At 71.1% G+C, this 22,399-nt stretch carries 22 protein-coding genes; 13 read left to right on the forward strand and 9 right to left on the reverse strand.

Annotated elements, in window-relative coordinates; all coding sequences use genetic code 11:
• Positions 1-433: 433 nt before the first annotated feature.
• Complete coding sequence (locus tag AC3IF3_RS10125) at positions 434-883, forward strand: Ros/MucR family transcriptional regulator (protein ID WP_489215643.1); 450 nt, start codon at positions 434-436, stop codon at positions 881-883.
• On the opposite strand, the gene AC3IF3_RS10130 is transcribed toward AC3IF3_RS10125, so the two are convergent.
• The 6 genes from AC3IF3_RS10130 to AC3IF3_RS10155 all read right to left on the reverse strand — a co-directional run bounded on the left by AC3IF3_RS10130 (position 856) and on the right by AC3IF3_RS10155 (position 8,116).
• The gene (locus AC3IF3_RS10130; RefSeq protein ID WP_243967706.1) at positions 856-1,224 is read right to left on the reverse strand and encodes a hypothetical protein; all 369 of its coding nucleotides are present in this window, start codon (positions 1,222-1,224) and stop codon (positions 856-858) included. The two genes, AC3IF3_RS10125 and AC3IF3_RS10130, sit on opposite strands and share 28 nt — an antisense overlap.
• 189 nt (positions 1,225-1,413) lie before the next feature.
• Positions 1,414-3,018 carry an ABC transporter ATP-binding protein gene (locus AC3IF3_RS10135; protein WP_489228597.1) on the reverse strand — a complete coding sequence of 535 codons (1,605 nt, stop codon included), beginning with the start codon at positions 3,016-3,018 and terminating at the stop codon, positions 1,414-1,416.
• 3 nt (positions 3,019-3,021) lie between these two features.
• A complete protein-coding gene (locus tag AC3IF3_RS10140; RefSeq protein ID WP_489228599.1) occupies positions 3,022-4,443 on the reverse strand; it encodes a M20 family metallopeptidase in 1,422 nt (473 codons plus the stop codon).
• 46 nt (positions 4,444-4,489) lie between these two features.
• On the reverse strand, positions 4,490-5,425 hold the full coding sequence (locus AC3IF3_RS10145) for an ABC transporter permease (protein ID WP_243967709.1): 936 nt from the start codon (positions 5,423-5,425) through the stop codon (positions 4,490-4,492).
• A gap of 7 nt (positions 5,426-5,432) precedes the next feature.
• A complete protein-coding gene (locus AC3IF3_RS10150; RefSeq protein WP_243967710.1) occupies positions 5,433-6,350 on the reverse strand; it encodes an ABC transporter permease in 918 nt (305 codons plus the stop codon).
• Between the two features lie 233 nt (positions 6,351-6,583).
• Positions 6,584-8,116, reverse strand: a complete 1,533-nt coding sequence (locus AC3IF3_RS10155) for an ABC transporter substrate-binding protein (protein ID WP_489228601.1) — start codon at positions 8,114-8,116, stop codon at positions 6,584-6,586.
• Between the two features lie 170 nt (positions 8,117-8,286).
• On the opposite strand from AC3IF3_RS10155, the gene AC3IF3_RS10160 reads away from it, so the two are divergent.
• Positions 8,287-9,192, forward strand: coding sequence for a LysR family transcriptional regulator (locus AC3IF3_RS10160; protein ID WP_243964611.1), 906 nt, complete (start codon positions 8,287-8,289; stop codon positions 9,190-9,192).
• A gap of 19 nt (positions 9,193-9,211) precedes the next feature.
• Here the strand turns inward: AC3IF3_RS10160 and AC3IF3_RS10165 are convergent, their stop codons facing one another.
• The gene (locus AC3IF3_RS10165; RefSeq protein WP_489215654.1) at positions 9,212-9,976 is read right to left on the reverse strand and encodes a CDP-diacylglycerol diphosphatase; all 765 of its coding nucleotides are present in this window, start codon (positions 9,974-9,976) and stop codon (positions 9,212-9,214) included.
• A gap of 447 nt (positions 9,977-10,423) precedes the next feature.
• Here AC3IF3_RS10165 and AC3IF3_RS10170 point away from each other — a divergent pair, with 447 nt between their 5' ends.
• Complete coding sequence (locus AC3IF3_RS10170) at positions 10,424-12,580, forward strand: FUSC family protein (RefSeq protein ID WP_489228602.1); 2,157 nt, start codon at positions 10,424-10,426, stop codon at positions 12,578-12,580.
• Positions 12,581-12,635: 55 nt separating this feature from the next.
• Here AC3IF3_RS10170 and AC3IF3_RS10175 read toward each other — a convergent pair whose 3' ends face one another.
• Positions 12,636-12,863, reverse strand: a complete 228-nt coding sequence (locus tag AC3IF3_RS10175) for a hypothetical protein (RefSeq protein WP_243964607.1) — start codon at positions 12,861-12,863, stop codon at positions 12,636-12,638.
• Positions 12,864-13,160: 297 nt separating this feature from the next.
• On the opposite strand from AC3IF3_RS10175, the gene pth reads away from it, so the two are divergent.
• From pth to AC3IF3_RS10225, 10 genes are all read left to right on the forward strand, one after another.
• The gene (gene pth, locus AC3IF3_RS10180) at positions 13,161-13,769 is read left to right on the forward strand and encodes an aminoacyl-tRNA hydrolase (protein WP_243964606.1); all 609 of its coding nucleotides are present in this window, start codon (positions 13,161-13,163) and stop codon (positions 13,767-13,769) included.
• Between the two features lie 45 nt (positions 13,770-13,814).
• On the forward strand, positions 13,815-14,042 hold the full coding sequence (locus AC3IF3_RS10185) for a hypothetical protein (RefSeq protein WP_489215657.1): 228 nt from the start codon (positions 13,815-13,817) through the stop codon (positions 14,040-14,042).
• Complete coding sequence (locus AC3IF3_RS10190) at positions 14,026-14,481, forward strand: PIN domain-containing protein (RefSeq protein ID WP_489215659.1); 456 nt, start codon at positions 14,026-14,028, stop codon at positions 14,479-14,481. The genes AC3IF3_RS10185 and AC3IF3_RS10190 overlap by 17 nt, the downstream gene beginning before the upstream one ends.
• A gap of 4 nt (positions 14,482-14,485) precedes the next feature.
• Positions 14,486-15,583, forward strand: a complete 1,098-nt coding sequence (ychF, locus tag AC3IF3_RS10195) for a redox-regulated ATPase YchF (protein ID WP_489215661.1) — start codon at positions 14,486-14,488, stop codon at positions 15,581-15,583.
• Between the two features lie 21 nt (positions 15,584-15,604).
• Entirely contained in the window at positions 15,605-16,594 is a 990-nt protein-coding gene (locus tag AC3IF3_RS10200; protein WP_489215663.1) for a MaoC/PaaZ C-terminal domain-containing protein, read from the forward strand.
• 306 nt (positions 16,595-16,900) lie between these two features.
• Positions 16,901-17,728: a WcbI family polysaccharide biosynthesis putative acetyltransferase gene (locus AC3IF3_RS10205; RefSeq protein ID WP_489228603.1), complete on the forward strand. Its 828-nt coding sequence runs from the start codon at positions 16,901-16,903 to the stop codon at positions 17,726-17,728.
• A 16-nt stretch (positions 17,729-17,744) separates the two neighbouring features.
• Positions 17,745-19,220, forward strand: coding sequence for an HAD-IIIC family phosphatase (locus AC3IF3_RS10210; protein WP_489228604.1), 1,476 nt, complete (start codon positions 17,745-17,747; stop codon positions 19,218-19,220).
• On the forward strand, positions 19,163-19,669 hold the full coding sequence (locus AC3IF3_RS10215) for a hypothetical protein (RefSeq protein ID WP_489228606.1): 507 nt from the start codon (positions 19,163-19,165) through the stop codon (positions 19,667-19,669). The genes AC3IF3_RS10210 and AC3IF3_RS10215 overlap by 58 nt, the downstream gene beginning before the upstream one ends.
• Complete coding sequence (locus AC3IF3_RS10220; RefSeq protein WP_489215669.1) at positions 19,666-19,950, forward strand: acyl carrier protein; 285 nt, start codon at positions 19,666-19,668, stop codon at positions 19,948-19,950. The genes AC3IF3_RS10215 and AC3IF3_RS10220 overlap by 4 nt, the downstream gene beginning before the upstream one ends.
• A 9-nt stretch (positions 19,951-19,959) precedes the next feature.
• Positions 19,960-21,342, forward strand: coding sequence for an SDR family NAD(P)-dependent oxidoreductase (locus AC3IF3_RS10225; protein ID WP_489228608.1), 1,383 nt, complete (start codon positions 19,960-19,962; stop codon positions 21,340-21,342).
• 112 nt (positions 21,343-21,454) lie between these two features.
• Here the strand turns inward: AC3IF3_RS10225 and AC3IF3_RS10230 are convergent, their stop codons facing one another.
• Positions 21,455-22,198, reverse strand: a complete 744-nt coding sequence (locus AC3IF3_RS10230; RefSeq protein WP_489228610.1) for a dienelactone hydrolase family protein — start codon at positions 22,196-22,198, stop codon at positions 21,455-21,457.
• Positions 22,199-22,399: the final 201 nt, after the last annotated feature.

Consider the following 22,399-nt stretch of genomic DNA (forward strand, 5'->3'; position numbering starts at 1 on the left):
GTCGGCCGGGCTAGGCGGCGATCCCTCGGCTCCGGGCGGTGATCCTCCGCATCCTGCGCGCCCGGGGAGCCGATCCGACGCGGCGCGCATCCCGGCGCGGCCGCCCTCCGCACCGACCGGCCGCTGATTCGCCGCACCGGCCCGCCGCCCTGCGACCGGCGCGCGCCACCGGCAATCCCCGCGCTTCCGGCATCGATCAGCGCGGCGCGCGGCGCGGTATTGACCGCACCTTGTACCCTGTGAACCCTGTAAACCTCGGCAAACCGGCGCTCGTGTGCAGGTGAACGGCCCCGTCCGAAGCCGATCCTCGGCCAGTCTGCATCAAAATGCGCTTTTCAGACGCGCCGCGCCGCGAAAACCATCTTGACACCTGGATGGTTTTTGCTTTGGAACCGACGACGTCATCCTCGAAAGCTTTGAGTGGACTCGCCCAGTGCCCGAAAAAAATCCAGAGCGCGCCCTCGAGCGCGTCAAGCTGGCGGCAGAGATCGTCGCTGCCTACGTCGCGAACAACTCCGTCCCCCCGGCCGCCCTGCCGGAGCTGATGGCGGGCGTCCATTCGGCGCTGAACAATCTGGACGGGACGCCCCCGGTCGAGGCCGCGCCGCCGGTCGAGCAGCCGACGCCGGCGCAGATCCGCAAGTCGGTCCAGCAGGACGGCATCGTCAGCTTCATCGACGGCCGGTCCTACAAGACCCTGAAGCGGCATCTCACCGCCCACGGCCTGTCGCCGGATCAGTATCGCGAGCGCTACGGCCTACCGGAGGATTACCCGATGACGGCCCCGGGCTACGCCGCGCAACGCTCGGCGCTCGCCAAGGCGATCGGCCTCGGCGTCCCCGGCGGCCGGGTCGATCAGCGCAGGACCGGCACGGACGGCTGATCGCCGCCGCGGCGCGGCGCGGACGCTGTCCGGTCCGCGGGGCCCTGGAACGGCAGCACCTGCGCGGTCTCCGGCGCGGTTCGGAGCGAGCGCCCGAGATCGGGGCGTGCGGGCCGGCCGAAGGTATCGGCCCAGCTCAGCTTGATCACCTGGCCCGCCGGACCCTCGCCCGCCGGGACCCCGAACGCGGCGTCCGCGCCGGGCCGACCCGGCTTGCGCTGGCCCGCGCCGATCCAGCGCGCGATCCGCTTCTCGGGCCCGCGGCGCTGCGCCGGCGTCACCGTCGGCACGGAGCGCTTGGCGTTGCGCCGGATATCGTCGGGCTGGTCTGAGATCGACACGCTGCAATATTCCCGTCCGCGTTCGAGCTGCGAGCGAGGACGGATAGCGGGTTCAGCCGTGGATCCGCCGGGGTGCTCGACCCTCGACACGGCGCATCCTACCGAAACGTCCGAAGCGGGACAGGGCAAGTCCGTCCAAAAAACTTGTCTCAGCGTCCCAGATGCGCCCGATCCAGGCCCGGGCCGCCGTCAGGCGACGCCGGCGCCGGGCACCGCCGCCAGCAGGCTGCGCGTGTAGGCGTGCTCCGGCGCGGCGAACAGCTCGGCGGTGCCCCGGATCTCCACGACAGCCCCCCGGTGCATCACGGCGATCCGGTCACAGATCGTGGCCGCCACCCGCAGGTCGTGGGTGATGAACAGCATGGCGAGCGACAGGCGCTGCTTCAGGTCCTCCAGCAGGTCCAGCACCTGGCGCTGGACCGAGACGTCGAGCGCCGAGACCGCCTCGTCGGCCACCAGCACGTCCGGCTCCATGGCGAGCGCCCGGGCGATGCCGATGCGCTGGCGCTGGCCGCCCGAGAAGGCGTTCGGGTAGCGGGCGGCGGCCTTGGGATCGAGGCCGACGAGGTCGAGGAGGTTTCGCGCCCGCGCCCGGGCCTCCGCGGCTGGCACCCCGTGGGCGATCGGGCCCGCCGTGATGATCTGCTCGACGGTGCGCCGAGGGTTCAGGGACGCGAACGGGTCCTGGAAGATCATCTGGATGCGGCTGCGCTTGTGCCGCAGCGCGGCCTTCCCGAGGGCCGTGTAGTCGAGCGCCCCCAGCCGGACCGTGCCGCCATCGGGCTCGATCAGGCGGATCGCCAGCCGCGCGGTGGTCGACTTGCCCGAGCCCGATTCCCCCACCAGCCCCAGGGTCTCGCCCCGGCGCACGTCGAAGGTGACATCTTTGACCGCCGCCACGACCCGCGGCTTGCCGAACAGGCGGCCCTTCGTGGAATAGGTCTTGGCGAGGCCGCGCACCGACAGGGCGACGGGGGCCTCCCCCAGGGGCGGCCGCGGCGGCGGGGTCAGGCTCGGGACCGCAGCGAGCAGCGCCCGCGTGTAGGGCGCCTGCGGGTCGCGCAGCACCGAGTCTGCGGGGCCCGATTCCACGAGGCGTCCGCGCTGGAGCACCGCCACGTGGTCGGCGATCTCGGCGACCACGCCGAAATCGTGGGTGATGAACAGGACGCTCATCCCACGCTCGCGCTGCAGGTCGCGGATCAGCCGGAGGATCTGGGCCTGGGTGGTGACGTCGAGCGCCGTGGTCGGTTCGTCGGCGACCAGGACGGAGGGCTCCAGGGCCAGCGCCATGGCGATCATCGCCCGCTGCCGCTGCCCGCCGGAGAGCTGGTGCGGGTAGGCCCGCACCGCCTCCGCGGGGTTGGGCAGCCCGACCTCGGTGGCGAGCGCCACCGCCTTGGCCTGCCGCTCGGCCCGGGTGAGCAGGTTGTGCGCCTCGAACATCTCGGCGATCTGGTCGCCGATCCGCATCACCGGGTTCAGGGCCGTCATCGGCTCCTGGAACACCATGGCGATGCGCCGGCCCCGTAGGCGCCGCCAGGCGGGCTCGTCGAGGGTCAGGAGGTCCCGGCCCTCGAACAGGATCGAACCGGCGGTCGGCTTCAGGGCCCGGGGCAGGAGTCCGGTGAGCGCGTAGGCGCTCATCGACTTGCCCGAGCCCGATTCCCCGACCACGCAGAGGATCTTTCCGGCTTCCAGGTCGAGGTTCAGGCCCTCGACCGCGTGGGGCCGGTCGGCACCTTTCGGGAGCGCGATCGTCAGATCGCGGATGCGGACGACCGGCTCGCTCATGGTTCAGGCCCTCGCGGTGCGGCGGCGGAGGATGTCGGGCCCGGCCTCGCCGAGATCCCAGAACAGCCCGGCCATGATCGCCAGGCCCTCGCGGGTGCTGGCGGCGAGCATGTGCTCGTCCGGCCCGTGCTGGCGGCAGGCCGGGTAGGAATGCGGCACCCAGAGGGTCGGCAGCCCCAGGATCTCCGAGAAGGCGTCGTTCGGCAGCGAGCCGCCGAGATTGGGCAGCAGCGCCGGCTTTTTTCCGGAACTTGCCTCGATCGACTCCAGGGCCCACTCGACCCACGGATCCTCAACGGGCAGCCGCGTCGCCTGGAAGACCTCCGCGGCGCGGGCCGGCCGGACCGCGATCATCGGGAAGCCGTGCGCGTCGAGATGGGCGCGCACGTTCGCGATGAGGTTCTGCCAGTCGGTGCCGACCACGAAGCGCAGCTGCAGGGTCGCCTTGGCGTGGGGCGGCACGGCGTTGAGCGGCCCGTCCGGATCGCCGGTCTTGAAGGCCAGCACCTCGAGGGTGTTCCAGGCGAAGACCCGCTCGGCCGGGGTCAGCCCCGGCTCGCCCCAATCGGCATCGATCGTCGGCGCGCTCGGGTCCTCGCCGACCCGGATGTCACGAAGCGCCGCGCGCACGCCCTCGGGGATCGGCGGCGGCCGCAGGGCCTCCACCCGGATGCTGCCGCTTGCATCCACCATCGAGGCGATGGCCGAGGCCAGCACCGTGCCGGGGTTGCGCAGCAGCCCGCCCCAATTGCCGGAATGGTGGGGACCCTCGCGCAGGTTCAGCGACAGTTCGAAATTGTAGGCGCCGCGGGACCCCAGGAACAGGGTCGGACGCTCGGCATTGAGCCGCGGCCCGTCCGAGGCGATCAGCACGTCGGCGCGGAGGGCCTCGGCCTGCGCCCGGCAGAACGGCCGCAGGCCCGGGGATCCGGATTCTTCGCCCATCTCGATCAGCAGCTTGACGTTGAAGCCGAGGCGGCCGTCGCGGGCCGCGATCACCTGCTCCAGGGCGGCGAGGTTGAGGACGTGCTGGCCCTTGTTGTCGGCGGTGCCGCGACCGTACCAGCGGTCACCCTCGACCACGATCTCCCAGGGGCCGAGCCCCGCGCGCCACTGCTCGGGATAGCCCCGCACCGTGTCGCCGTGGCCGTAGATCAGGACGGTCGGCAGGCCCGAACCCTCGTGCCGCTCGGCGATCAGGAACGGCCCGTGGACCCCGTCCGGGTTGTCGAATGTTTTCGGGGGCTCGAAGCCGAGACGATCCACCAGCGGCGTGACGAAGGCGTCGAGATAGGCGCGCAGGGCCGCCTCCTGGCCGGGGGCCTGGCTCTCGGTGGGCATCGCCACCGCCTCCCGCAGGAGCGCGAGGAACGCGCCCGAATCGAAGGCCTCAGTGGCGCGCGCGATGGCGGCGTCTCGCGTCATGGTGTGTTTCCCGTGAAACATTTTGGTGCCGTGCCGGCCGGCCACGTCAGTGACGCGCCTCGGGGGCGGTGATGTCCCGCAGGCCATCCCCTAGGAGATTGATCGCCAGCACGAGGAGGAGCAGCGCCACGCCCGGGATGGTGATCACCCAGGGCTGGAAGAACATGTACTGCTTGCCCTCGGCGATCATCAGGCCCCAGGACGGCAGGGGCGGCTGGACCCCGAGCCCCAGGAACGACAGGGCCGCCTCCAGCAGGATCGCGTGGGCCATCTCCAGGGTCGCCACCACGATCAGCGCGTTCATGATGTTGGGCAGGATCTCCTGCAGGACGATGCGCAGGTCGGTGAGCCCGGCGGCGCGGGCCGCACTGACGAAATCCCGGTCGCGGATCTGCTGGGTGGCGGCCCGGGTCACCACGGCGAAGCGGTCCCAGAGCAGGAAGCCCAGGACCAGCACCACGACCTTCAGGGAGCCGCCGACCAGGGCCGCCATGGCCAGCGCCACCAGCACCACCGGCATCGCCAGCCGGGTGGTCACCACGTAGCTCACCACCGCGTCGACCCAGCCGCCGAAATAGCCGGCACACAATCCGAGAACGGTGCCGATCAACCCGGAGATCAGCGCCGCCGAGACCCCGATCAGCAGGGAGATCTGGCCGCCGTAGAGCAGGCGGCTGAGGTAGTCGCGCCCGAGCTTGTCGGTGCCGAGGATATGGTCCCAGCTCCCCTTGGCCTGCCAGATCGGCGGGATCAGGCGGCGGGAGACGTCCTGCGCGTAGGGGTCGTGCGGGGCGATCAGCGGCGCGGCGAGGGACGCCAGCACGATCAGGCCGAGGATTCCGGCGCCGATCAGGAACCCGCCGTGGCGCAGGCCCCGCCGCAGGACGATCCCTGTGGGGGACGGGACCGGCGCCAGGGCGATCGGCGCGTCCGGCGGGAGGGCGGGGGCGGCGAGCGCCGCCGTGTCGGGGGGCAGGCTCATCGCGACCTCAGGCTTGGCGCAAGCGCGGATCGAGGAAGGCGTTCAGCAGATCGGCCGCCAGCGTCAGGCCGATATAGATCATGGCCAGCACCAGCACGATCGCCTGGACGACGGGGAAGTCGTTGCGGGCGATGGATTCCCAGGCGAGCTGGCCGAGGCCCTGGAGGGAGAACACCGCCTCGATGACGATCGAGCCGCCGAGCATGAAGCCGAACTGGACCGCCGACAGGGCGATCACCGGGATGACGGCGTTGCGCAGGGCATGCCGCACCAGGATCTTGCGGGGCGGCAGCCCCTTGGCCCGGGCGGTGCGGACGTAGTCGGAGGCCAGCACCTCCAGCATGCCGTTGCGGGTCAGCCGCATCACGGCGGGCATCGCGTAGTAGCCGAGCGCCACCGCGGGCAGGACGAAGTTCTTCCAGGTGGCGTTGCCCGAGACCGGCAGCCAGCGGAGGTTGACGGAAAAAACCAGGATCAGGGTCAGGCCGAACCAGAAGCTCGGCATCGCCTGACCGAGCACCGAGACGGCGAGCGCCAGCCGGTCGATCCAGGTGTCGCGCTTCACGGCGGCGATGACGCCGAGCGGGATCGCCACGAACAGGGCCACGCCGAGCGCGATGAACCCGAGATACAGCGTGATCGGCAGGCGGGCGGCCAGCAGGTCGATCACCCGCTCGCGGAAGTAGAAGGAATTGCCGAAATCGAGGTGCAGCGCCCGCCAGGCCCAGGTGAGGAACTGGGTGAGCAGGGGCTGGTCCAGGCCGTATTCCCGCCGGATCGCCTCGATCTGCGGGCCCGTGGATTCGGGGCCGGCGATGGCGGTGGCGAGGTCGCCCGAGAGGTGGAGGAGCAGGAAGCTCGCCACCGAGACCGTGAAGGCCACCGCCAGGGCGACCAGGACGCGCCGGAGGGTGAAGGTCAGCATGGGTCAGGCTCCTTCCTGGCGAGGCAGATCGCGCCGGCTCTCCCTCCCCCCTCTGCGGGGGAGGGTGGCCCCCGAAGGGGGTCGGGAGAGGGGAGCGACGGTGCAGAAGTCGGCTCGGCCTTCACATCGGGCGAGATCATGCCTGAAGCGGCGCTCCCCTCTCCCCCCCTGCTTCGCAGGGTACCCTCCCCCGCAGAGGGGGGAGGGGGACCGTCGCGATGCGGCCATCACCCTCACTTCCACGACGCCGCATAGAACCGCGCGACCTCGTCGGGCTGGGCGGTGAAGTTCAGGTCCGCCGTGAAGGCGTAGTTGGTCGCGTAGGAGAACATCGGCAGGGCGTAGGCCTGGGCCGCGATCCGCTGGAGCGCCCGGGCATAGGCGGCCTTGCGCGTCTCCGGATCGGTGGAGCCGTCGCCCGCCTGGAGGTCGGCGATCACCTGCGGGTCCTTGGTCAGATCCTCCTCGCCGCCGCGGAAATACACCCCGTCGAAGGCCGAGACGTCCAGGACCGAGAACGAGCCCCAGGTCTGGTAGCCGATCGAGATCTTGCCGGCCCGCAGGGAATCCCGGAAGGCCGCGTAGCGCAGGTAGTTGAGCCGCACCTTGATGCCGACGGCACCCAGATAGCCAATCACCGCCTCGGCGTAGTCCCGCTCGCGATAGGCGCCGAGATCGATCTCGAAGCCGTTTCCGTAGCCGGCTTCCTTGAGCAGGGCCCTGGCCTTGGCCGGATCGTAGGGGTAGCGCATCACCCCCTGGTCGGTGCAGCCGAACTGGTCGACGAAGCACAGCGCGTTCATCACCCGCGAGGCACCGCGCACGAGGTTGTCGACCATCGCCTTGCGGTCGATGGCGTAGCTGATCGCCTGCCGGACGCGCACGTCCTTGAGCGGCGAGTTCTCCTTCGCCCGGCCCAGGGTATCGAACTGCAGGAAGCCGACCCGCATCGTCTCGGCGTTGAGCACCGTGATATTGGGCGCGGCGCGCAGCTGGTCGGCCTGGTCGCTCGGCACCCGCCAGATCCAGTCGACGCCGCCGGTCATCAATTCGGCCATCCGGCTCTCGCCGTCCGGGATGACCCGGAATTGCAGCTTGCCGATCTTCGGTTTTCCGAGTGGGCTGCCCGCCCAGTACTTCTCGAACCGCTCCATGCTGACGCCGCGGCCGCTGTCGACCTTGGTGATCTTGTACGGTCCGCTGCCGACCGGCGCCCGGGCGAAGCCATCGAGGCCGACCTTTTTGAAGTAGGCCGCCGGGAAGATCGGGGTCGGGCCGGCGAGGTATTCCAGCGCCGCCGGGAACGGCGCCTTGAGGTGGATGCGGACGCTATGCGGGCCGGTCACCTCCACCGACTTCATCCAGTCGACGTTCTGGCGGGTGACCGTGCGGGCCTCCGGCGTCAGCACGTAGTTGAAGGTGAAGGCCACGTCCTCGGGCCCGAGCGGATCGCCGTTGTGGAAGGTCACGCCCTCGCGGATCGTCAGGTCGAGGGTCGTGTCGTCCGCCCAGGTCCAGGCGGTTGCCAGCATCGGCTTGTAGGTGCCGTCCTTGGGGTCCCGGTACAGCAGCGTGTCCCAGCAGTTCCGGGCCAGGATCACGCCCTCGCGGGCGCTGTTGTGATACGGGCTGACGTTCTCCGGCTCGCTGTCCGAGGCGTAGACCAGGGTGTCGTCGGCCTTGCCGGCGAGCGCCGGGGGCGCGGCGATCAGGGTCGCGAACGCGGCGGCCAAGGTGGCGCCCAGGGTCAGGGTCCGTAGCGGCATGCAGGCTCCGACGGCGCGGCGGACGAGCCCGGCGGATGGTTCCGCGACTGCCGCCTTTTTCACCCTGCGATGATGTTGTGCATCTGGGATCGCAACAAGTAGAATTTGGCGAGCGGTGCCTTGTCGTTTAGGCAACGAAGAGCGCAGAATAAGCGGACCGAGGCACGATATTGCAGACGACGAGCCTGCGCTACTTCCTAGCCGTGGCCCGCACCGGCTCGATCGCGGCGGCCTCGGCCCAGCTCAACGTGGCGGCCTCGGCGATCAGCCGGCAGATCGCCAACCTAGAGGCCGAGCTCGACTGCGTGCTGTTCGAGCGGCGCCCCCGGGGCATGGTGCCGAGCCCGGCCGGGGAGCTGCTGGCCCAGCACGCCCAGCAGGTCCTGATCCGCTCCGAGCAGGTGGTGACGGAGATCCGGGAGCTCGAAGGCCTGGCCCGGGGGCTGATCCGGGTGGCCTGTTCGGAGGGTTTCGCCCTCGACATCGTCCCCAACACCATCGCGGCCTTCCACGGCGATCATCCCGGGATCCGCTTCGAGGTGACGGTGCTGCCCCCCGCCCTCGTGACCCAGACGGTGGCGGTGGGGGATGTCGATCTCGGCATCACCTTCGCGCTGACGCCGGCCACGCAGGTCGAGACCTTGTACGCCGGGGAGGTGGACATGCTGGCGCTCGCCGCCCCCGACCATCCCTTGGCCCGGGCGCCGGCCCTGACCCTCGTTGACCTGCGCGCCTACCCGGTCGCCCTGCCGACCCGGGACACGACCCTGCGGCACGTCTTCGATGCCGCCTGCGCACAGGAGGGCATCGCGGTCGAGCCGGTGCTGACCGCCAACACGCTCTCGGCGCTCCTGCCCTTCGTGCGGCGCTCGCGCGGGCTGGCGCTGATGTCGGCGCTCTCGGTGACGACGCCCCTGCGCCTGAACGAGCTGGTCAGCCTGCCGATCCGCTCCCGGGCGAGCCTCGCCCGCGGCATCCAGGTCCAGGCCATGCGCGACCGGCGCCTGCCCCGGGCGGTGCGGGCGTTCCTGCGCCGGCTGCTCGACGCCCTGCCGCCGCCGCTGGCGGACCGATAGGGTCGCGCCCGGGGCCCGCTCACAGGCCCCGGCCCGACGCGGCGGCGCAGCTGTGGTCCAGAACGTCCTCGGCGCTGGCGCTCGGCGCCCGGTAGGCCAGCAGGATGAAGCCCGGCTCGGGATCCCCCGGCGGCGTCGCCACCGCGGCGAAGCTCGTCCGGTGCAGGTCCGGCCGGGCGCCCGGCAGGGTGCGCAGGGCGGCGAACGGGTTGAACCGCGCGGCCTCCGCCTCCGGCACGCGCAGGGCGGAATAGCGGTCGCCGGCGAGCGGCTGCGGGAAGCGGGTCCAGGTCCTGCGGATCTGGCGGCCATGGGCCCGCAGGGCCGCGAGCACGCTCGGCTTGAGGCAGTCGAGATGGATGTGGAGCTGGTCCTGGCTGCGGCCCCGGGCCGAGTTCACCGCCAAGCCCACGGCCTCGGGCGGCAGTTTCCCCTGCAGCGCCTCCGACACGAGGGGCCGCGCCGCGAGCGCCGCCCGCCAGTAGGCGGCCCCGCGCGGGCCGCGCAGGATCGGCGCTTCGAGGCCCGCCACGGTGTCGGTGGGCATGACCACGCTGTGGGTCGGCTCACCCGGCGCGCGCAGGACCGCCGAGCCGGGCCGCTCCCCGTCGCCCAGATCGACCGACAGGCACGGGAAGGTCCGGTTGGCGAGCCGCTTGGCGAGGACGCAGGTCTTCAGCGCCGCCCACAGGACGTCGCGGCTGGGATCGGACGCGGCCGAGGCGCCCGTCGGGGCCGGCATCGCGACGGCGACGAGGAGGGCGGCGAGCAACGTGCGGCGCATGGAGGCTCCCGGTCGGGCCGTCGGGGTGGCGGCCCGCGCCTCCGCGATAGCCGATCGCCCCCCGCCCCGGCAAAGGTCCGGCGCCCCTGACGGCCGGTCGGGCGCCCGCCAGCGCCGGCGCGCCCTCCCCCCCTCTGCGGGCGACGATGGTTCCGCATCTCCGGACGCGGCGCGGGGGTGCCCGCACCACCGCGAGAGCCGAGGCATGAACCGCCGCGCGAAAGATCCGAACGCGATCAACCGGATGCGTCGCCGGCACCGCTCCGGACCACCCCGCGCAGCCGCGCGCGGAACGCCCCCGCGAATCCGACAGGACTTGCGAACCCGATAAGGACTTGCGAACCCGAAAGGACTTGCGAACCCAAAAGGACTTGCGCAGCCGGGCGGATCCGGACAGGCCGGGTTCCGGTTCATGCCGGGGCGCCGCGCCCCGTCCGGAGACCGAGCTTGCCCGCGCCGAGTCCCACAGCACCGCCGCCCGCGCGCCGCCGCATCGCCGCGGGCCGGGGCAGCCTGAACCGGCCCGGCGCGGATCTCCGGCGGCTGCCGACCGGCCTCGACCTCCGGAACGTGCGCCTCGTGGAGGGCGTGCGCGCCGCCTTCGCGTTCGGCGTCGTCATCCTGATCAACCTCTGGGTGCAGTGGCCGCCGCTGCTGACCATGGCGCTCGCCGCCAACCTCGCCTGTTTCTGCGACAATGGCGGCCCGATGCGGGCGCGCCTGCGGGTGCTCACCGCCTTCTCGATCCTCGGCGGCCTGCTCTGGGGCGGGCTCGGCCTGATCCAGCCCCTGGGGCTCCCGGTGGTCGTCCCGGTGGCCTGCGCGCTGATCTTCGCCTGCTCCTACGCGCGGGTCTGGAGCGTGCAGGCGCAATCGGCCGGCAACGTGCTGGTGGTCGTCCTGTGCATCGCCCTCGACCGGCCCCTGAGCCCCGAGCAGGCGGCCGTCACCGTGCTGATGTTCGCCGCGGGCGGTCTCTGGGCGACCTTCCTGGCCCTCGTGATCTGGCGGCTGCATCCCTACCGGCCGGCCCACCGGGCGGTGGCGGAGGTCTGGCGCGACCTCGCGCGGCTCTGCGGCGACCTGGAGCGGCTCGTCGCGCTGCCGGAGCCCGACGCCGAGGCCTTCGACGGCCATGCCAGGGGTCACCGGCGCGGCGTGCGGGCGAGCATCGAGACCGCCCGGACCATGATCCTCGACCTCGCCCGCTCCCGCGAGCGGGTCTCGGACCGCACCGCCCAGGCGCTGCTGCGCCTGGAGAGCGCCGAGCAGATTTTTTCGGCTTTGATCGCGGTCGGTGAGTTGATCGACAGCCGGCCCGACGCCCGCCGCCGCGCCCTCGCAAAACTGTTCCTGCGCCGCCTGCGCCCCCTGCTGGTGACCATCGCCCGGGCGATCCGCGACGATGTCGACCTCGACCTCGCCCGTCTGGAGCACTCGATCGCCCGGACGGCTGAGGGCCTGGCGGAGGATCCGACCCTGGCGCGCCTGGCCGAGCGGATCGTCGGGCGCGTGCGGATCGGCGCGAAGCTGTCGACCCCGGAGGGCTACCGCCCCGGGGGCACCCTCACGGAGGGGGGCCGCCTCGACCGCTGGACCCGCTATGCCGGGCCGCTGCGGCAGAACTTCACCCTGGCCTCCCCGAACCTGCGGCACGCCCTGCGGGCGAGCGCGGTCTCGGCCCCGGCGCTGGCCGCGACCCTGACCTATGCGGGCGCCTTCACGCATTGGCTGGTGATGACCGTGGTGCTGACCATGCAGCCCTTCTACGCGGCGACCTGGCAGCGGGCGCTGGAGCGGATCGGCGGGACGGTGCTGGGCGGCCTGGCGGGGGCGGTGCTGGCCTACTACGCCACGACCCCGCTCAGCGAGGCCGGGCTGATCCTGGTGCTCAGCATCGTCGGCTTCGCGGCCCGCCAGATCTCCTACGGCTTTTTCGTCGCCTGCCTGACGCCCCTCGTGGTGCTGCTGGTCGAGCTGCTGGAGCCCGGCCACAGTTCCTGGGAGATCGTCGCCATGCGCGGCGGCTTCACGGTGCTGGGCGGGCTGATCGCGGTGGCGAGCTGCCTGGTACTGTGGCCGATCTGGGAGCCGGATCAGGTCCGCCAGGAGTTGCGCCGCGCGCTCAAGGGCCATGCCGGCCTCGCCGAGGCGGTGCTGCTCGGCCCCCCCGGCGAGGCCCGCGAGGCCGCGATCCTGGCGCAGAACCGCGCCGCCGGCCTCGCCCTCAACGACCTGGAAGCGGCCTTGTCGCGCGCCCTGCAGCAGCCCCGGGCCGGCCATCATCCCGAGGTGGAATCCGCCCTGGTGGCGGACGCGACCCTGCGCCGGATCAGCGCCCGGCTCACGGTGCTGCGCCACGCCCCCGAGGCGGTGGATCCGAGGGCCGAGACCTGGCGGGGCTGGATCGCCGCCACCCTGGCGGCTTTGGCCGAGGACCGGCCCTTGCCGGAGCGGCCCGCCCTCGACCGGGGGCAATCGCTCATCCGGCTCGTGAGCCAGGTCGATCTCCTAGTCGGAACCCTGCGCCCGGGGGAGATCCGGGCGGTGCCGTCGACCGGGGACGTGGATCCCGGGCTCGGCCTGTCCGTCCCCGCGCCCTGAGGCGCGATAGCGGAGTCGATGCGGGGCCCCGGATCGCCCGGGGCCCCGGGCCGTGTCAGAACCGCGCCAGGGCGTTCGCCGGGCCGCCGGCATGCGGTCCGCTGTAGCGATAGGCGGGCGCCCGCTCGGCGCGGACATCGTCCTGCCGCAGGAGCGGGCCGTGGCCGACCCAGCCCGAATAGGCCGAGGCCGGATAGGGCGAATGCTTCGAATCCAGGCCCTGGGCGAGGGCGGGCGTGGCGGCGGCGAGGAGGGCGGCGGCGGCGAGGATACGGATCGTCATGATGATCTCCTGGTGTCTTCGTATGACGTCGGCGGGACGTCATCCGGTCAACCGAGTCGGGTAAGGACGATCGTCGGCACGGTATACGGGTCGGCGGTCTCGATCACTCCGGCTTTGCTTGGCCGAATGTGATCTCTCAACCGGGATACTCTGCCTCCGGTTCGGCCGATGCCGTGCGCTGGCGCACGGGGTGCGGCCCGGAACGCCGCGGCCCCGGGCGGGACGCTCCGGCGCGGGCGGGGATGCGTCCCGCGCGGAAGCGTGCCACAGACCGCGGCCTGAAAGGGATGCACCACCATGCGGCTGATCGTCGGCCTCGGAAACCCGGGTTCGCGCTACGCGAACAACCGGCACAATATCGGCTTCCTGGCCGTCGACGCGATCGCCCGGCAACACCGGGCGAGCCCGTTCCGGCACCGGTTCCAGGGCGAGGCCGCCGAATTGGTGCTGGGCACCGAGCGGGCGATCCTGCTCAAGCCCTCGACCTTCATGAATGAGTCCGGCCGCGCGGTCGCGGAGGCGCAGCGCTTCTACAAGATCCCGCTCGCCGACGTGATCGTGCTCCACGACGAACTCGACCTCGCCCCGGCCAAGCTCCGGGTGAAGCTCGGCGGCGGCAATGCCGGCCATAACGGCCTGCGCTCGATCACCGCCCAATGCGGCAACGACTATCGCCGGGTCCGCCTCGGCATCGGTCATCCCGGCGACAAGGCCCTGGTGCACGCCTACGTGCTCAACGATTTCGGCAAGGCCGAGCAGCCCTGGGTCGAGGATCTCTGCCACGCGGTCGCCGACCACGCCGCGCTGCTGGCGGCGGGCGAGGATGCGAGCTTCCAGAACAAGGTCCACCTCGCCATGGCGGGCCGCGGCTGGGACGACGTGAAGACGCTGGGCGCCCGAAATTGACACGAAAACACGAGGACACGATATAGATCGGCCTCGGAGGCCGCCATGAAGAACGTCACTGTGACGATGAGCGAGACTTTGCTGCAGCGGGCGCGCGTCGCCGCCGCGCGCGACGGCAAGAGCCTGTCGCGTTTCGTCGCCGAAGCCGTGGAGCAGCGCGTCGGCCGGCCGCTGACGCAGCGGGAGGCGCTCGAACGCTTCCTGGCCGGTCCTCTCATGAATCTGACGGACGAGAACGGCAAAGCACCGTCGCGCGATGAACTTTACGATTGAGCCGATCTTCATCGACACGAATGTGCTGATCTACGCACGCGACGAACGAAACGCCGATAAGCGCGAGCGCGCACGTGCGTGGCTGGCTGCCATCACCGATTTGGACTGCGCTCGCACCAATCTGCAGGTCCTCAACGAACTGACGCGCTGGATCCTCAAGAACGAGTCGGGACGCTCGCTGCGCGACGTTCAGGATGAAGTCGAGACGATCGGAGCCTGGGGAGCGCGCCCGATCGATCAAGATGACACCGAACTGGCATGGCTCGTCCGCAAGAATCTCGGCTATCAGTGGTTCGACTGCCTCCTCGTGGCCGCGGCCCAGCTCGCCGGATGCCGATACTTCCTGACCGAGGATATGGCACACGGCGCCGTGTTCGAGGGCCTGACCCTCATCAACCCTTTCCGCGCGTCGCCCGGCGACGTGCTTCAACGGAACTGAGTCCATGGGCTTCAAATGCGGCATCGTCGGCCTGCCGAACGTCGGCAAGTCGACCCTGTTCAACGCGCTGACGCAGACGGCGGCCGCGCAGGCGGCGAACTATCCGTTCTGCACCATCGAGCCGAATGTCGGCGAGGTGGCGGTGCCGGATCCACGCCTGGACGACCTCGTCCGGATCGCGAGCTCGAAGGAAAAAATCCCGACGCGGCTGACCTTCGTGGACATCGCCGGGCTGGTGCGCGGCGCCTCCAAGGGCGAGGGCCTGGGCAACCAGTTCCTGGCCAATATCCGCGAGGTCGACGCCATCGCCCACGTGGTCCGCTGCTTCACGGACGGCGACGTCACCCATGTCGAGGGCAAGGTCGATCCGGCGGCCGACATCGAGACCATCGAGACCGAGCTGATGCTGGCCGATCTCGACAGCCTGGAGCGCCGGGCCGTGGCCCTGGAGAAGAAGGCCAAGGGCGCCGACAAGGAGGCCAAGGAGAGCCTCGACCTCGTCAACCGCGCCCTGCCGCTCCTGCGCGAGGGCAAGCCGGCGCGGCTGGTCGAGCGCAAGCCCGAGGAAGAAAAACTGTTCCAGTCCCTCGGGCTGATGACCGCCAAGCCGGTGCTCTACGTCTGCAACGTCGACGAGAGCGATGCCGACAAGGGCAACGCCTATTCGGAGGCGGTCTTCGCCCGGGCCAAGGCGGAGGGCGCCATCGCGGTGGTGGTCTCGGCCAAGATCGAGAGCGAGATCGCCGTGATGGCGGACGCCGACCAGGCCGAGTTCCTGGACGCCGTGGGGCTCACAGAGCCCGGCCTCAACCGGGTGATCCGCGCCGGCTACGACCTGCTGGGCCTCGTCACCTACTTCACGGTCGGCCCCAAGGAGGCCCGGGCCTGGACGATCACCAAGGGCACCCGCGCGCCGGGGGCCGCCGGCGTGATCCACTCGGATTTCGAGAAGGGCTTCATCCGGGCCGAGACCATCGCGTTCACGGACTACACCACGCTCAACGGCGAGGCCGGGGCCCGGGACGCCGGCAAGCTGCGGCTGGAGGGCAAGGACTACGTCGTGCAGGACGGCGACGTGCTGCATTTCCGCTTCGCCAACTGATCGACCCTGGACGAGCCCGCCATGCCGGATCCCGCCCTCGAGGATTTCACGGTCGGCGACGTGATCGTCGGCGCGCCTTTGGTCGTCACCCGCGACGCCATCGTGGATTTCGCCAGGCAGTTCGACTTCCAGCCCTTCCACCTCGACGCGGCGGCGGCGGAGGCGACCTTCGCGGGCCGGCTGATCGGCTCGGGCTGGCACACGGCGGCGCTGGGCATGCGGATGCTGCAGCAGGGGCCGTTCCGGGGCGGCTCGTCCCTCGGGGCGCCGGGGATCGACGAATTGCGCTGGCTCGTGCCGGTCCTGCCGGGGGATGCCCTGACGCTGACCTTCCGGGTGGTCGGGATCCGGGATTCGGCGTCCAAGCCGGGGCTCGGCTTCGTCACCGCCGAGGTCGCCCTCGACAACCCGCGCGGCGAAACGGTGCTGACCCAGCGCTTCACCTTCATGCTGGCCCGGCGCGGCACCGATCCCCTGCCCCCGCGGCCCGTGGAGACCGGCGTGCCGGGGCCCGTCGCCGAGCCGGAGGATGCCGAGATCCTGCCGTTCCTGCGCGACGCCGCGATCGGTGCCGTGCGCGAGCTGGGCGCCTACGCGTTCAGCGCCGAGGCGATCGTCGCCTTCGCGCGCGCCTACGATCCGCAGGCCTTCCACCTCGACCCCGAGGCGGCGCGGCGCAGCCATTTCGGCGGGCTCTGCGCCTCCGGCTGGCACACGGCCGCCGCCTACATGAACCGGCTGCTCACGACCCGCGCCCGCGACGCCGCCTACACGGCGACCCGCGGCCCGGTCCCCGAGGCGGGCCCCTCGCCGGGCTTCAAGAACCTGCGCTGGCTCAAGCCCGTCTACGCGGGCGACATCGTCCGGTTCAGCGCCAGGCTCACCGACAAGCGCGCCTCCGCGTCCCGCCCCGGCTGGGGGCTGGCCTTCGCCCGCAATACGGGGGTGAACCAGCGCGGCGAGCCGGTCTTTTCCTTCGACAGCGCCGTGTTCCACCGCTGGGAGCCGTGAGCGCGGCGGCTCCAGAGGATGCTGCCCGGACCGGGCCCACGGATCCGGGAGAACGCAGCACGTGGGCACCCCACATCGATGAATACTGACTTTGAAGGACAAATTCTTCCGGATTTATAAATATATCTTATATTGATAAGCAGAAAAAATTTAATTGCTCTTCAATTTTGCCCCTCGTGAAAACTCTGCGGATGAAGCCGCGGATAGGGCTCGCGTTCCGGAGCCATCGACGGATCGGTAGCCGCGATATAAGACAACCCGATCGATCGACTGGGTGCCGCACGCGTTGCGGGGCGCGAGATATTGATGTCAGCATCTCAAATAAAAAATATTGTATTCGTCGGGAATTGCAATGCTACCGATCTGGTTTCGTTCTTTTCTCAAATAACGTCCTTGAAGGACGATTTCGAATTTCACCCGCTCGCCCTCCACATCACCCCGACCCCGTCCCCTGACGTGCAGGCGATCGTCGACAGCGCCCACGCCGTCTTCATCCAGGGCATCGCCGAAGCCGAGCGGTACGAGCGGGAATCGGTTCCGCCGGGTGTCGCCCGGCTCGGATATCCGAACCTGCTGCGGCGTGCGTTCTGGCCGTTCGACGGCCTCATCTACGGCCGGGACAGGCTGGCCGAGGCGGATGCCGCCCAGGGTGGCCTCGTGCGCTTCCCGGACGGCCTCCTGGCCAGGCTGCGCGACGACGTTCCAGATCCCGAGGCGCGGTTCGCCGCCTATCGCGACCTCGCGGTGCCCGGCCTCGTCAAGAACTTCGCCCGCTTCCTCGAGATGGAGAACGAGACCCTCGGCGCGCTCGACGCGACCTATCGCTGCGATCTCGGGGCGTTCATCCGCGACAACGACAGAACGCGGCAGCTCTTCCACTGGCTCGGCCACCCGAGCGGCATCCTCTATCGGGAGTTGATGGCCTATTGCTGCGGGAAGCTCGGCATCGCGCCCGAGCTCCCGGACCCCTCCGCCCTCGATGCCTGGGGCACCATGCAGGTGCCGGTGCATCCGGCGGTGGCCGAGCAGCTCGGCCTGGAATGGGCCCAGCCCGGTCGGACATACCACTACGCGCCGATGGGCCAGGTCACCTGGGAGGCGTTCACGCGGGCCTACATCCGGCATCTCGGCTGAGCGGAAGGAGAGCGGCGTGACATCTCCGGACCTCCCGAAGGCGCCCGGCCTCCCGTGGCTCCCCGCGCCGCCCGACGACTGGCGCGAGCGCCTCGCGGGGGCCCTGGCCGATCCGGATCCGGCCGGCGCCTGGGCGAGCCTCACCGCCCTGGCCCGGACGAATCTCGACTTCGTGCAGACCACCCGCGTCCAGGCCGGCCTGTCCCGGCGCTTCCCCGACGGGCCGCCCGCGCACCTGACGACGAAGCCGGTGCGCCTCGCCGTGCTCGGCTCGGCGACGCAGACGCATCTGTTCGCGGCCCTCCGGGTCGCGGCCCTGCGCCGCGGCATCTGGCTGGCGCTGCACGAGCCCGGCTACGGCCAGTACCTGCAGGAACTCGAAGCGCCGGGCCCGGAGCTGCGCGCGTTCGGGGCCGACACCGTCCTGTTCGCCCTCGACGCCCACCACCTCACCCAGGGCGCGCGGGACCTGGCCGACCTCCAGGAAGCCGACGCGGCCGTCGACCGGCTGGCGGACCGGCTGGCGGGCTGCTGGACGGCGGCGCAGGAGCGGCTCGGCTGCCGGGTCCTGCAGCAGACGGTGCTGCCGGTCTTTCCGGCCCTGTTCGGCAGCAACGAGCACCGCATGCCCGGCTCCCGGCACCGGTTCGTCGCGCGCCTGAACGCGGGGCTCCGCGCGCGTGCCGACGCCGCCGGGGTCGACCTGGTCGCCGTCGACGATGCCGCCGCACGGCACGGGATCGGCGCCTGGCACAACCCCGTGCTGTGGCACCGCGCCAAGCAGGAGGTCTCGCCGACGGTGTCGCCGCTCTACGGCGAGCTGGTGGCCCGGGTCCTGGCCGCCCGGCAGGGCCTGACGGCCAAGGGCCTGGTGTTCGACCTCGACAACACCCTCTGGGGCGGCGTGATCGGGGATGACGGCCTCGACGGCATCGTCCTCGGCCACGGCGACGCCCAGGGCGAGGCCTTCCTGGCCGTCCAGCAGTTCGGGCTCGATCAGGCCCGGCGCGGCATCCTGCTGGCGGTCTGCTCCAAGAACGACCCGGCCAACGCCCGCGCGCCGTTCGAGAGCCACCCCGACATGCTCCTGCGGTCGAAGGACATCGCCTGCTTCGTCGCCAATTGGGACGACAAGGCCACCAACCTCCGGGCGATCGCCCGGCAGCTCAATATCGGCCTCGACAGCCTCGTCTTCGTCGACGACAACCCGTTCGAGCGCGACCTCGTCCGGACCGAGCTGCCGATGGTCGCGGTCCCGGAGCTGCCGGAGGATCCCGCGCTGGTCCCGCAGAGCTTGGCGGAGGCGGGCTATTTCGAGGGGGTCGTCCTCACCGCCGACGATCGCAACCGCGCCACGCAGTACCGGCAGAACGCGGAACGGGACGCCGCCCTCGCGGGCGCGACCGACCTGGGATCGTATCTCCGGGCCTGCAGATGGTCCTGGACTGGTCGCGGTTCGACGCGACCAACCTGCCGCGGATCGTGCAGCTGATCAACAAGACCAACCAGTTCAACCTGACGACGACGCGCTACGCCGAGGACGAGATCCGCGCGCTCATGGCCGATCCGGGCGCGGTCGGGCTGCACCTGCGCCTCCGGGACCGCTTCGGCGACAACGGCCTCATCGCGGTCGTCATCGGTCTCCGGCGCGGCACCGACCTCGTGATCGACACCTGGCTGATGAGCTGCCGGGTCCTGAAGCGCCGGGTCGAGGAGGCGACGCTGGACGTGCTCGCCGCCGAGGCCGCCCGCCTGGGGGCCCGGGCCCTCGTCGGCACGTACCGGCCGACCCCGAAGAACGGGATGGTCGCCGACCATTACCGGCAGCTCGGGTTCATGCCGGACGGCGTCGGGGAGGGCGGCGCGACGCGCTGGCGCCTCGACCTGCCGGGTCCCGGGCGGCCCGAGCTTCCCCTGACGATTGTGGAGACCATCCGATGACCCAGGACGCCATCTATGCCGGGCTGACGCAGATCTTCCGGGACGTCCTGGCCGACGACGGGATCGAGCTGCACCCCGAGACCACCGCCGACGACGTCGAGGGGTGGGATTCCGCGAGCCACATCAACATCCTCCTGGCGGCCGAGGAGCATTTCGGCATCCGGATGTCGAGCGCCGAGATCGAGAGGCTGACGCGCGTCGGCGCCCTCGCCGACCTGATCCAGGCCAAAACCCAGGCGAAGACTCAAGCCAAGACCCAGGCCAAGGTCGCACAGAGCTGAGGGGCCGCCTTGGACAGCCTGGCCGAGCGCCGCTTCACCCCCGACGACCAGCGCGCCTTCGCGGCGATGTCGGGCGACCACAACCCGATGCACATGGACGCCCAGGCGGCGCGGCGCCTGCAGGCCGGGCGGCCGGTGGTGCATGGAATCCATGCGGTGCTGTGGGCGATCGAGGCCGCCGCCGAACTGCCGACCGGGGCCGAGGCCCTGACGGTGCAGTTCGACCGGATGATCTATGTTGGCGACCTGTGCCGGCTCCGGCGCGGCCGACGGGGCGCCGAGGGCACGCATCTGGAGATCGTCGTCGACGATGTCGCGGTCACCCGCATCGGCCTCCTGCCCGCAGCCGACCGGCCGCCGCCGCCCGCTTCGTCCGACGCGCGGACATTGGCCCTGGAGCCGCGCGGGGCCGAGGTCGCGGCGGCGTTCCCCCGCGCCGCGGCCGCGCTCGGCCTCGCCACCCTGGTCGACCTCGCCGGGCTGTCGAAGCTCGTCGGGATGGTCTGCCCGGGCCTGCACTCGATCTTCCGCGGCTTCTCGGTGGCCCGCAGGGCGGGGGCGGCGGTCGGCGCCGAGATGCGGTTTTCCGTGCTGCGCGACGACGCGCGCTTCAACCTCGTCAGCCTGCGGGTGGACGGCACCGGCCTGAGCGGGCAGGTCGACGCGTTCCGGCGCCCGCCGCCGACGGCTCAGCCCGGCATCGACGCCCTGCGCGGGCGCGTCCAGCCGGAGTCGTTCGCCGGGCGCCGGGCCCTGGTGGTCGGCGGTTCGCGCGGCCTCGGGGAACTGACCGCGAAGCTGCTGGCGCTCGGCGGGGCCGCCGTGACGATCACCTACGCGGTCGGCGATGGCGAGGCCGGCCGCGTCGCCGAGGAGATCCGCGCGGCCGGCGGCCGCTGCGAGGTTCTCAGGCTCGACGTGCGGCAGCGGCCCATCGCCGGACACTTGCCCGCGGGCCGGGTCTTCGACCAGCTCTACTATTTCGCGACGCCGTCCATCTTCGGCAAGCGCGGCAGGGCGCTCGACGCCGCCCTGCTCGACACGATGACGGCGTTCTACGTCCACGCCTTCTACGAGACCTGCGCCGCCCTGCGCGATGCCGGGCCGCACGCCATCGACGTGTTCTACCCGTCGAGCGTCGCCGTCGCGGCGCGGCCGGCCGGTCTCACCGAGTACGCGATGGCCAAGGCCGCCGGCGAGGTCCTGTGCGCCGACCTGCCGCGGCTGCTCAAGGGCGTGCGGGCCCATGTCCGGCGCCTGCCGCGCCTGCAGACGGACCAGACGGCCAGCGTGCAGCCGGTGGAGACCGGATCGGCGATCGACGAGATGCTGGCGGCGATCCACAGCGTCCAGCCGACTGCGCCGGATATCGGACCCGGGACGCTGCGCTAGGGGCGTGGACTCGATCAGTGCGCGCGTGAGGCGGCTGGTTTCGACCCGGCGTCGCCGTTCAGGCTATTTCACGGCCTGTCCGTTAGCGGACGCTGGATCAGTGCCCGCGTCATCACGCGCCGACCTGCAGGGTCCGGCCGAAGAGCGCGAGCATTTCACTCCAGCCCCGCTCGGCGGCGGCGTGATCGTAGACAGGAAAGTCCGGCATCATCCAACCGTGCGCGGCCGCATACGTTTGCGATGTATAGCGCACGCCGGCCTCCGTCAGAGATCTCTCAAGGCGCTCAGCCATCGCAGGCGGATAGCTGCCATCGTTCTCCGCCGCGCCAATGTAGACCTCCGCCTTCAGCTTCGGCGCGAATAGGTGGGGGCTCGTGGGCGCATCGGTCGCGAGATTGCCCCCGTGAAAGCTTGCGGCCGCCGCGAACCGCTCGGGGTAGGTTCCCGCTGTAGCCAGAGCCATGCCGCCGCCCATGCAGAAGCCCACCACCCCGACCTTGCCACCGCCGACGTCATCACGCGTGTCGAGGTAAGCGAGCATGGCCTCCGCATCCTCAGCGGCCTTCAAGGGGCTGGTTGTGGCCATCAGCGGTCCAAGGATTGCGCGAAAGTCACCCGCGAACACCGCCTTGGGCACGAATGGCCCGTAGGGTCCGTACCGGTAGAAGAGATCCGGCAGCAGAACGATGTAGCCAGCGTCAGCGAGCTGCTGTGCCATGTCGAGCATCGCCGGCCTGATACCACCGGCGTCCATGTAGAAAATCACCGCGGGCCATGGTCCGCCGCTCGCAGGGATCGCGACGTGCGAAGGGCAATCACCATCGCGCGTCCGGATCCTGACTTGCTCGTTCGGCATGCGATGCTCCTCGGCCGGACATCCGCAGTGTCCGCGTCGAACCGTTTACGACCGCCAGCGGACCGACCGCAAACGACCCGTCTCGGACCCGATCCCGGTCCAGCCGATCGCGTTCAGGCCGTCCTCGTCAGGCGCGCAGCGTCCGTGTCCGAAAGCCGGTGACCACCGTTCGCCCGGTTCGCGCAGGGGCTCCCCGGCGCG

The organism is Methylobacterium sp. J-118 (assembly GCF_057836565.1).

Bases quoted from the DNA above. Each gene is read 5' to 3' on its own strand.
- AC3IF3_RS10135 (WP_489228597.1), bottom strand. From the start codon at position 3,018: ATGAGCGAGCCGGTCGTCCGCATCCGCGATCTGACGATCGCGCTCCCG.
- AC3IF3_RS10140 (WP_489228599.1), bottom strand. From the start codon at position 4,443: ATGACGCGAGACGCCGCCATCGCGCGCGCCACTGAGGCCTTCGATTCG.
- AC3IF3_RS10145 (WP_243967709.1), bottom strand. From the start codon at position 5,425: ATGAGCCTGCCCCCCGACACGGCGGCGCTCGCCGCCCCCGCCCTCCCG.
- AC3IF3_RS10150 (WP_243967710.1), bottom strand. From the start codon at position 6,350: ATGCTGACCTTCACCCTCCGGCGCGTCCTGGTCGCCCTGGCGGTGGCC.
- AC3IF3_RS10155 (WP_489228601.1), bottom strand. From the start codon at position 8,116: ATGCCGCTACGGACCCTGACCCTGGGCGCCACCTTGGCCGCCGCGTTC.
- AC3IF3_RS10165 (WP_489215654.1), bottom strand. From the start codon at position 9,976: ATGCGCCGCACGTTGCTCGCCGCCCTCCTCGTCGCCGTCGCGATGCCG.
- AC3IF3_RS10175 (WP_243964607.1), bottom strand. From the start codon at position 12,863: ATGACGATCCGTATCCTCGCCGCCGCCGCCCTCCTCGCCGCCGCCACG.
- pth (WP_243964606.1), top strand. From the start codon at position 13,161: ATGCGGCTGATCGTCGGCCTCGGAAACCCGGGTTCGCGCTACGCGAAC.
- AC3IF3_RS10185 (WP_489215657.1), top strand. From the start codon at position 13,815: ATGAAGAACGTCACTGTGACGATGAGCGAGACTTTGCTGCAGCGGGCG.
- AC3IF3_RS10190 (WP_489215659.1), top strand. From the start codon at position 14,026: ATGAACTTTACGATTGAGCCGATCTTCATCGACACGAATGTGCTGATC.
- ychF (WP_489215661.1), top strand. From the start codon at position 14,486: ATGGGCTTCAAATGCGGCATCGTCGGCCTGCCGAACGTCGGCAAGTCG.
- AC3IF3_RS10200 (WP_489215663.1), top strand. From the start codon at position 15,605: ATGCCGGATCCCGCCCTCGAGGATTTCACGGTCGGCGACGTGATCGTC.
- AC3IF3_RS10205 (WP_489228603.1), top strand. From the start codon at position 16,901: ATGTCAGCATCTCAAATAAAAAATATTGTATTCGTCGGGAATTGCAAT.
- AC3IF3_RS10215 (WP_489228606.1), top strand. From the start codon at position 19,163: ATGGTCCTGGACTGGTCGCGGTTCGACGCGACCAACCTGCCGCGGATC.
- AC3IF3_RS10220 (WP_489215669.1), top strand. From the start codon at position 19,666: ATGACCCAGGACGCCATCTATGCCGGGCTGACGCAGATCTTCCGGGAC.
- AC3IF3_RS10230 (WP_489228610.1), bottom strand. From the start codon at position 22,198: ATGCCGAACGAGCAAGTCAGGATCCGGACGCGCGATGGTGATTGCCCT.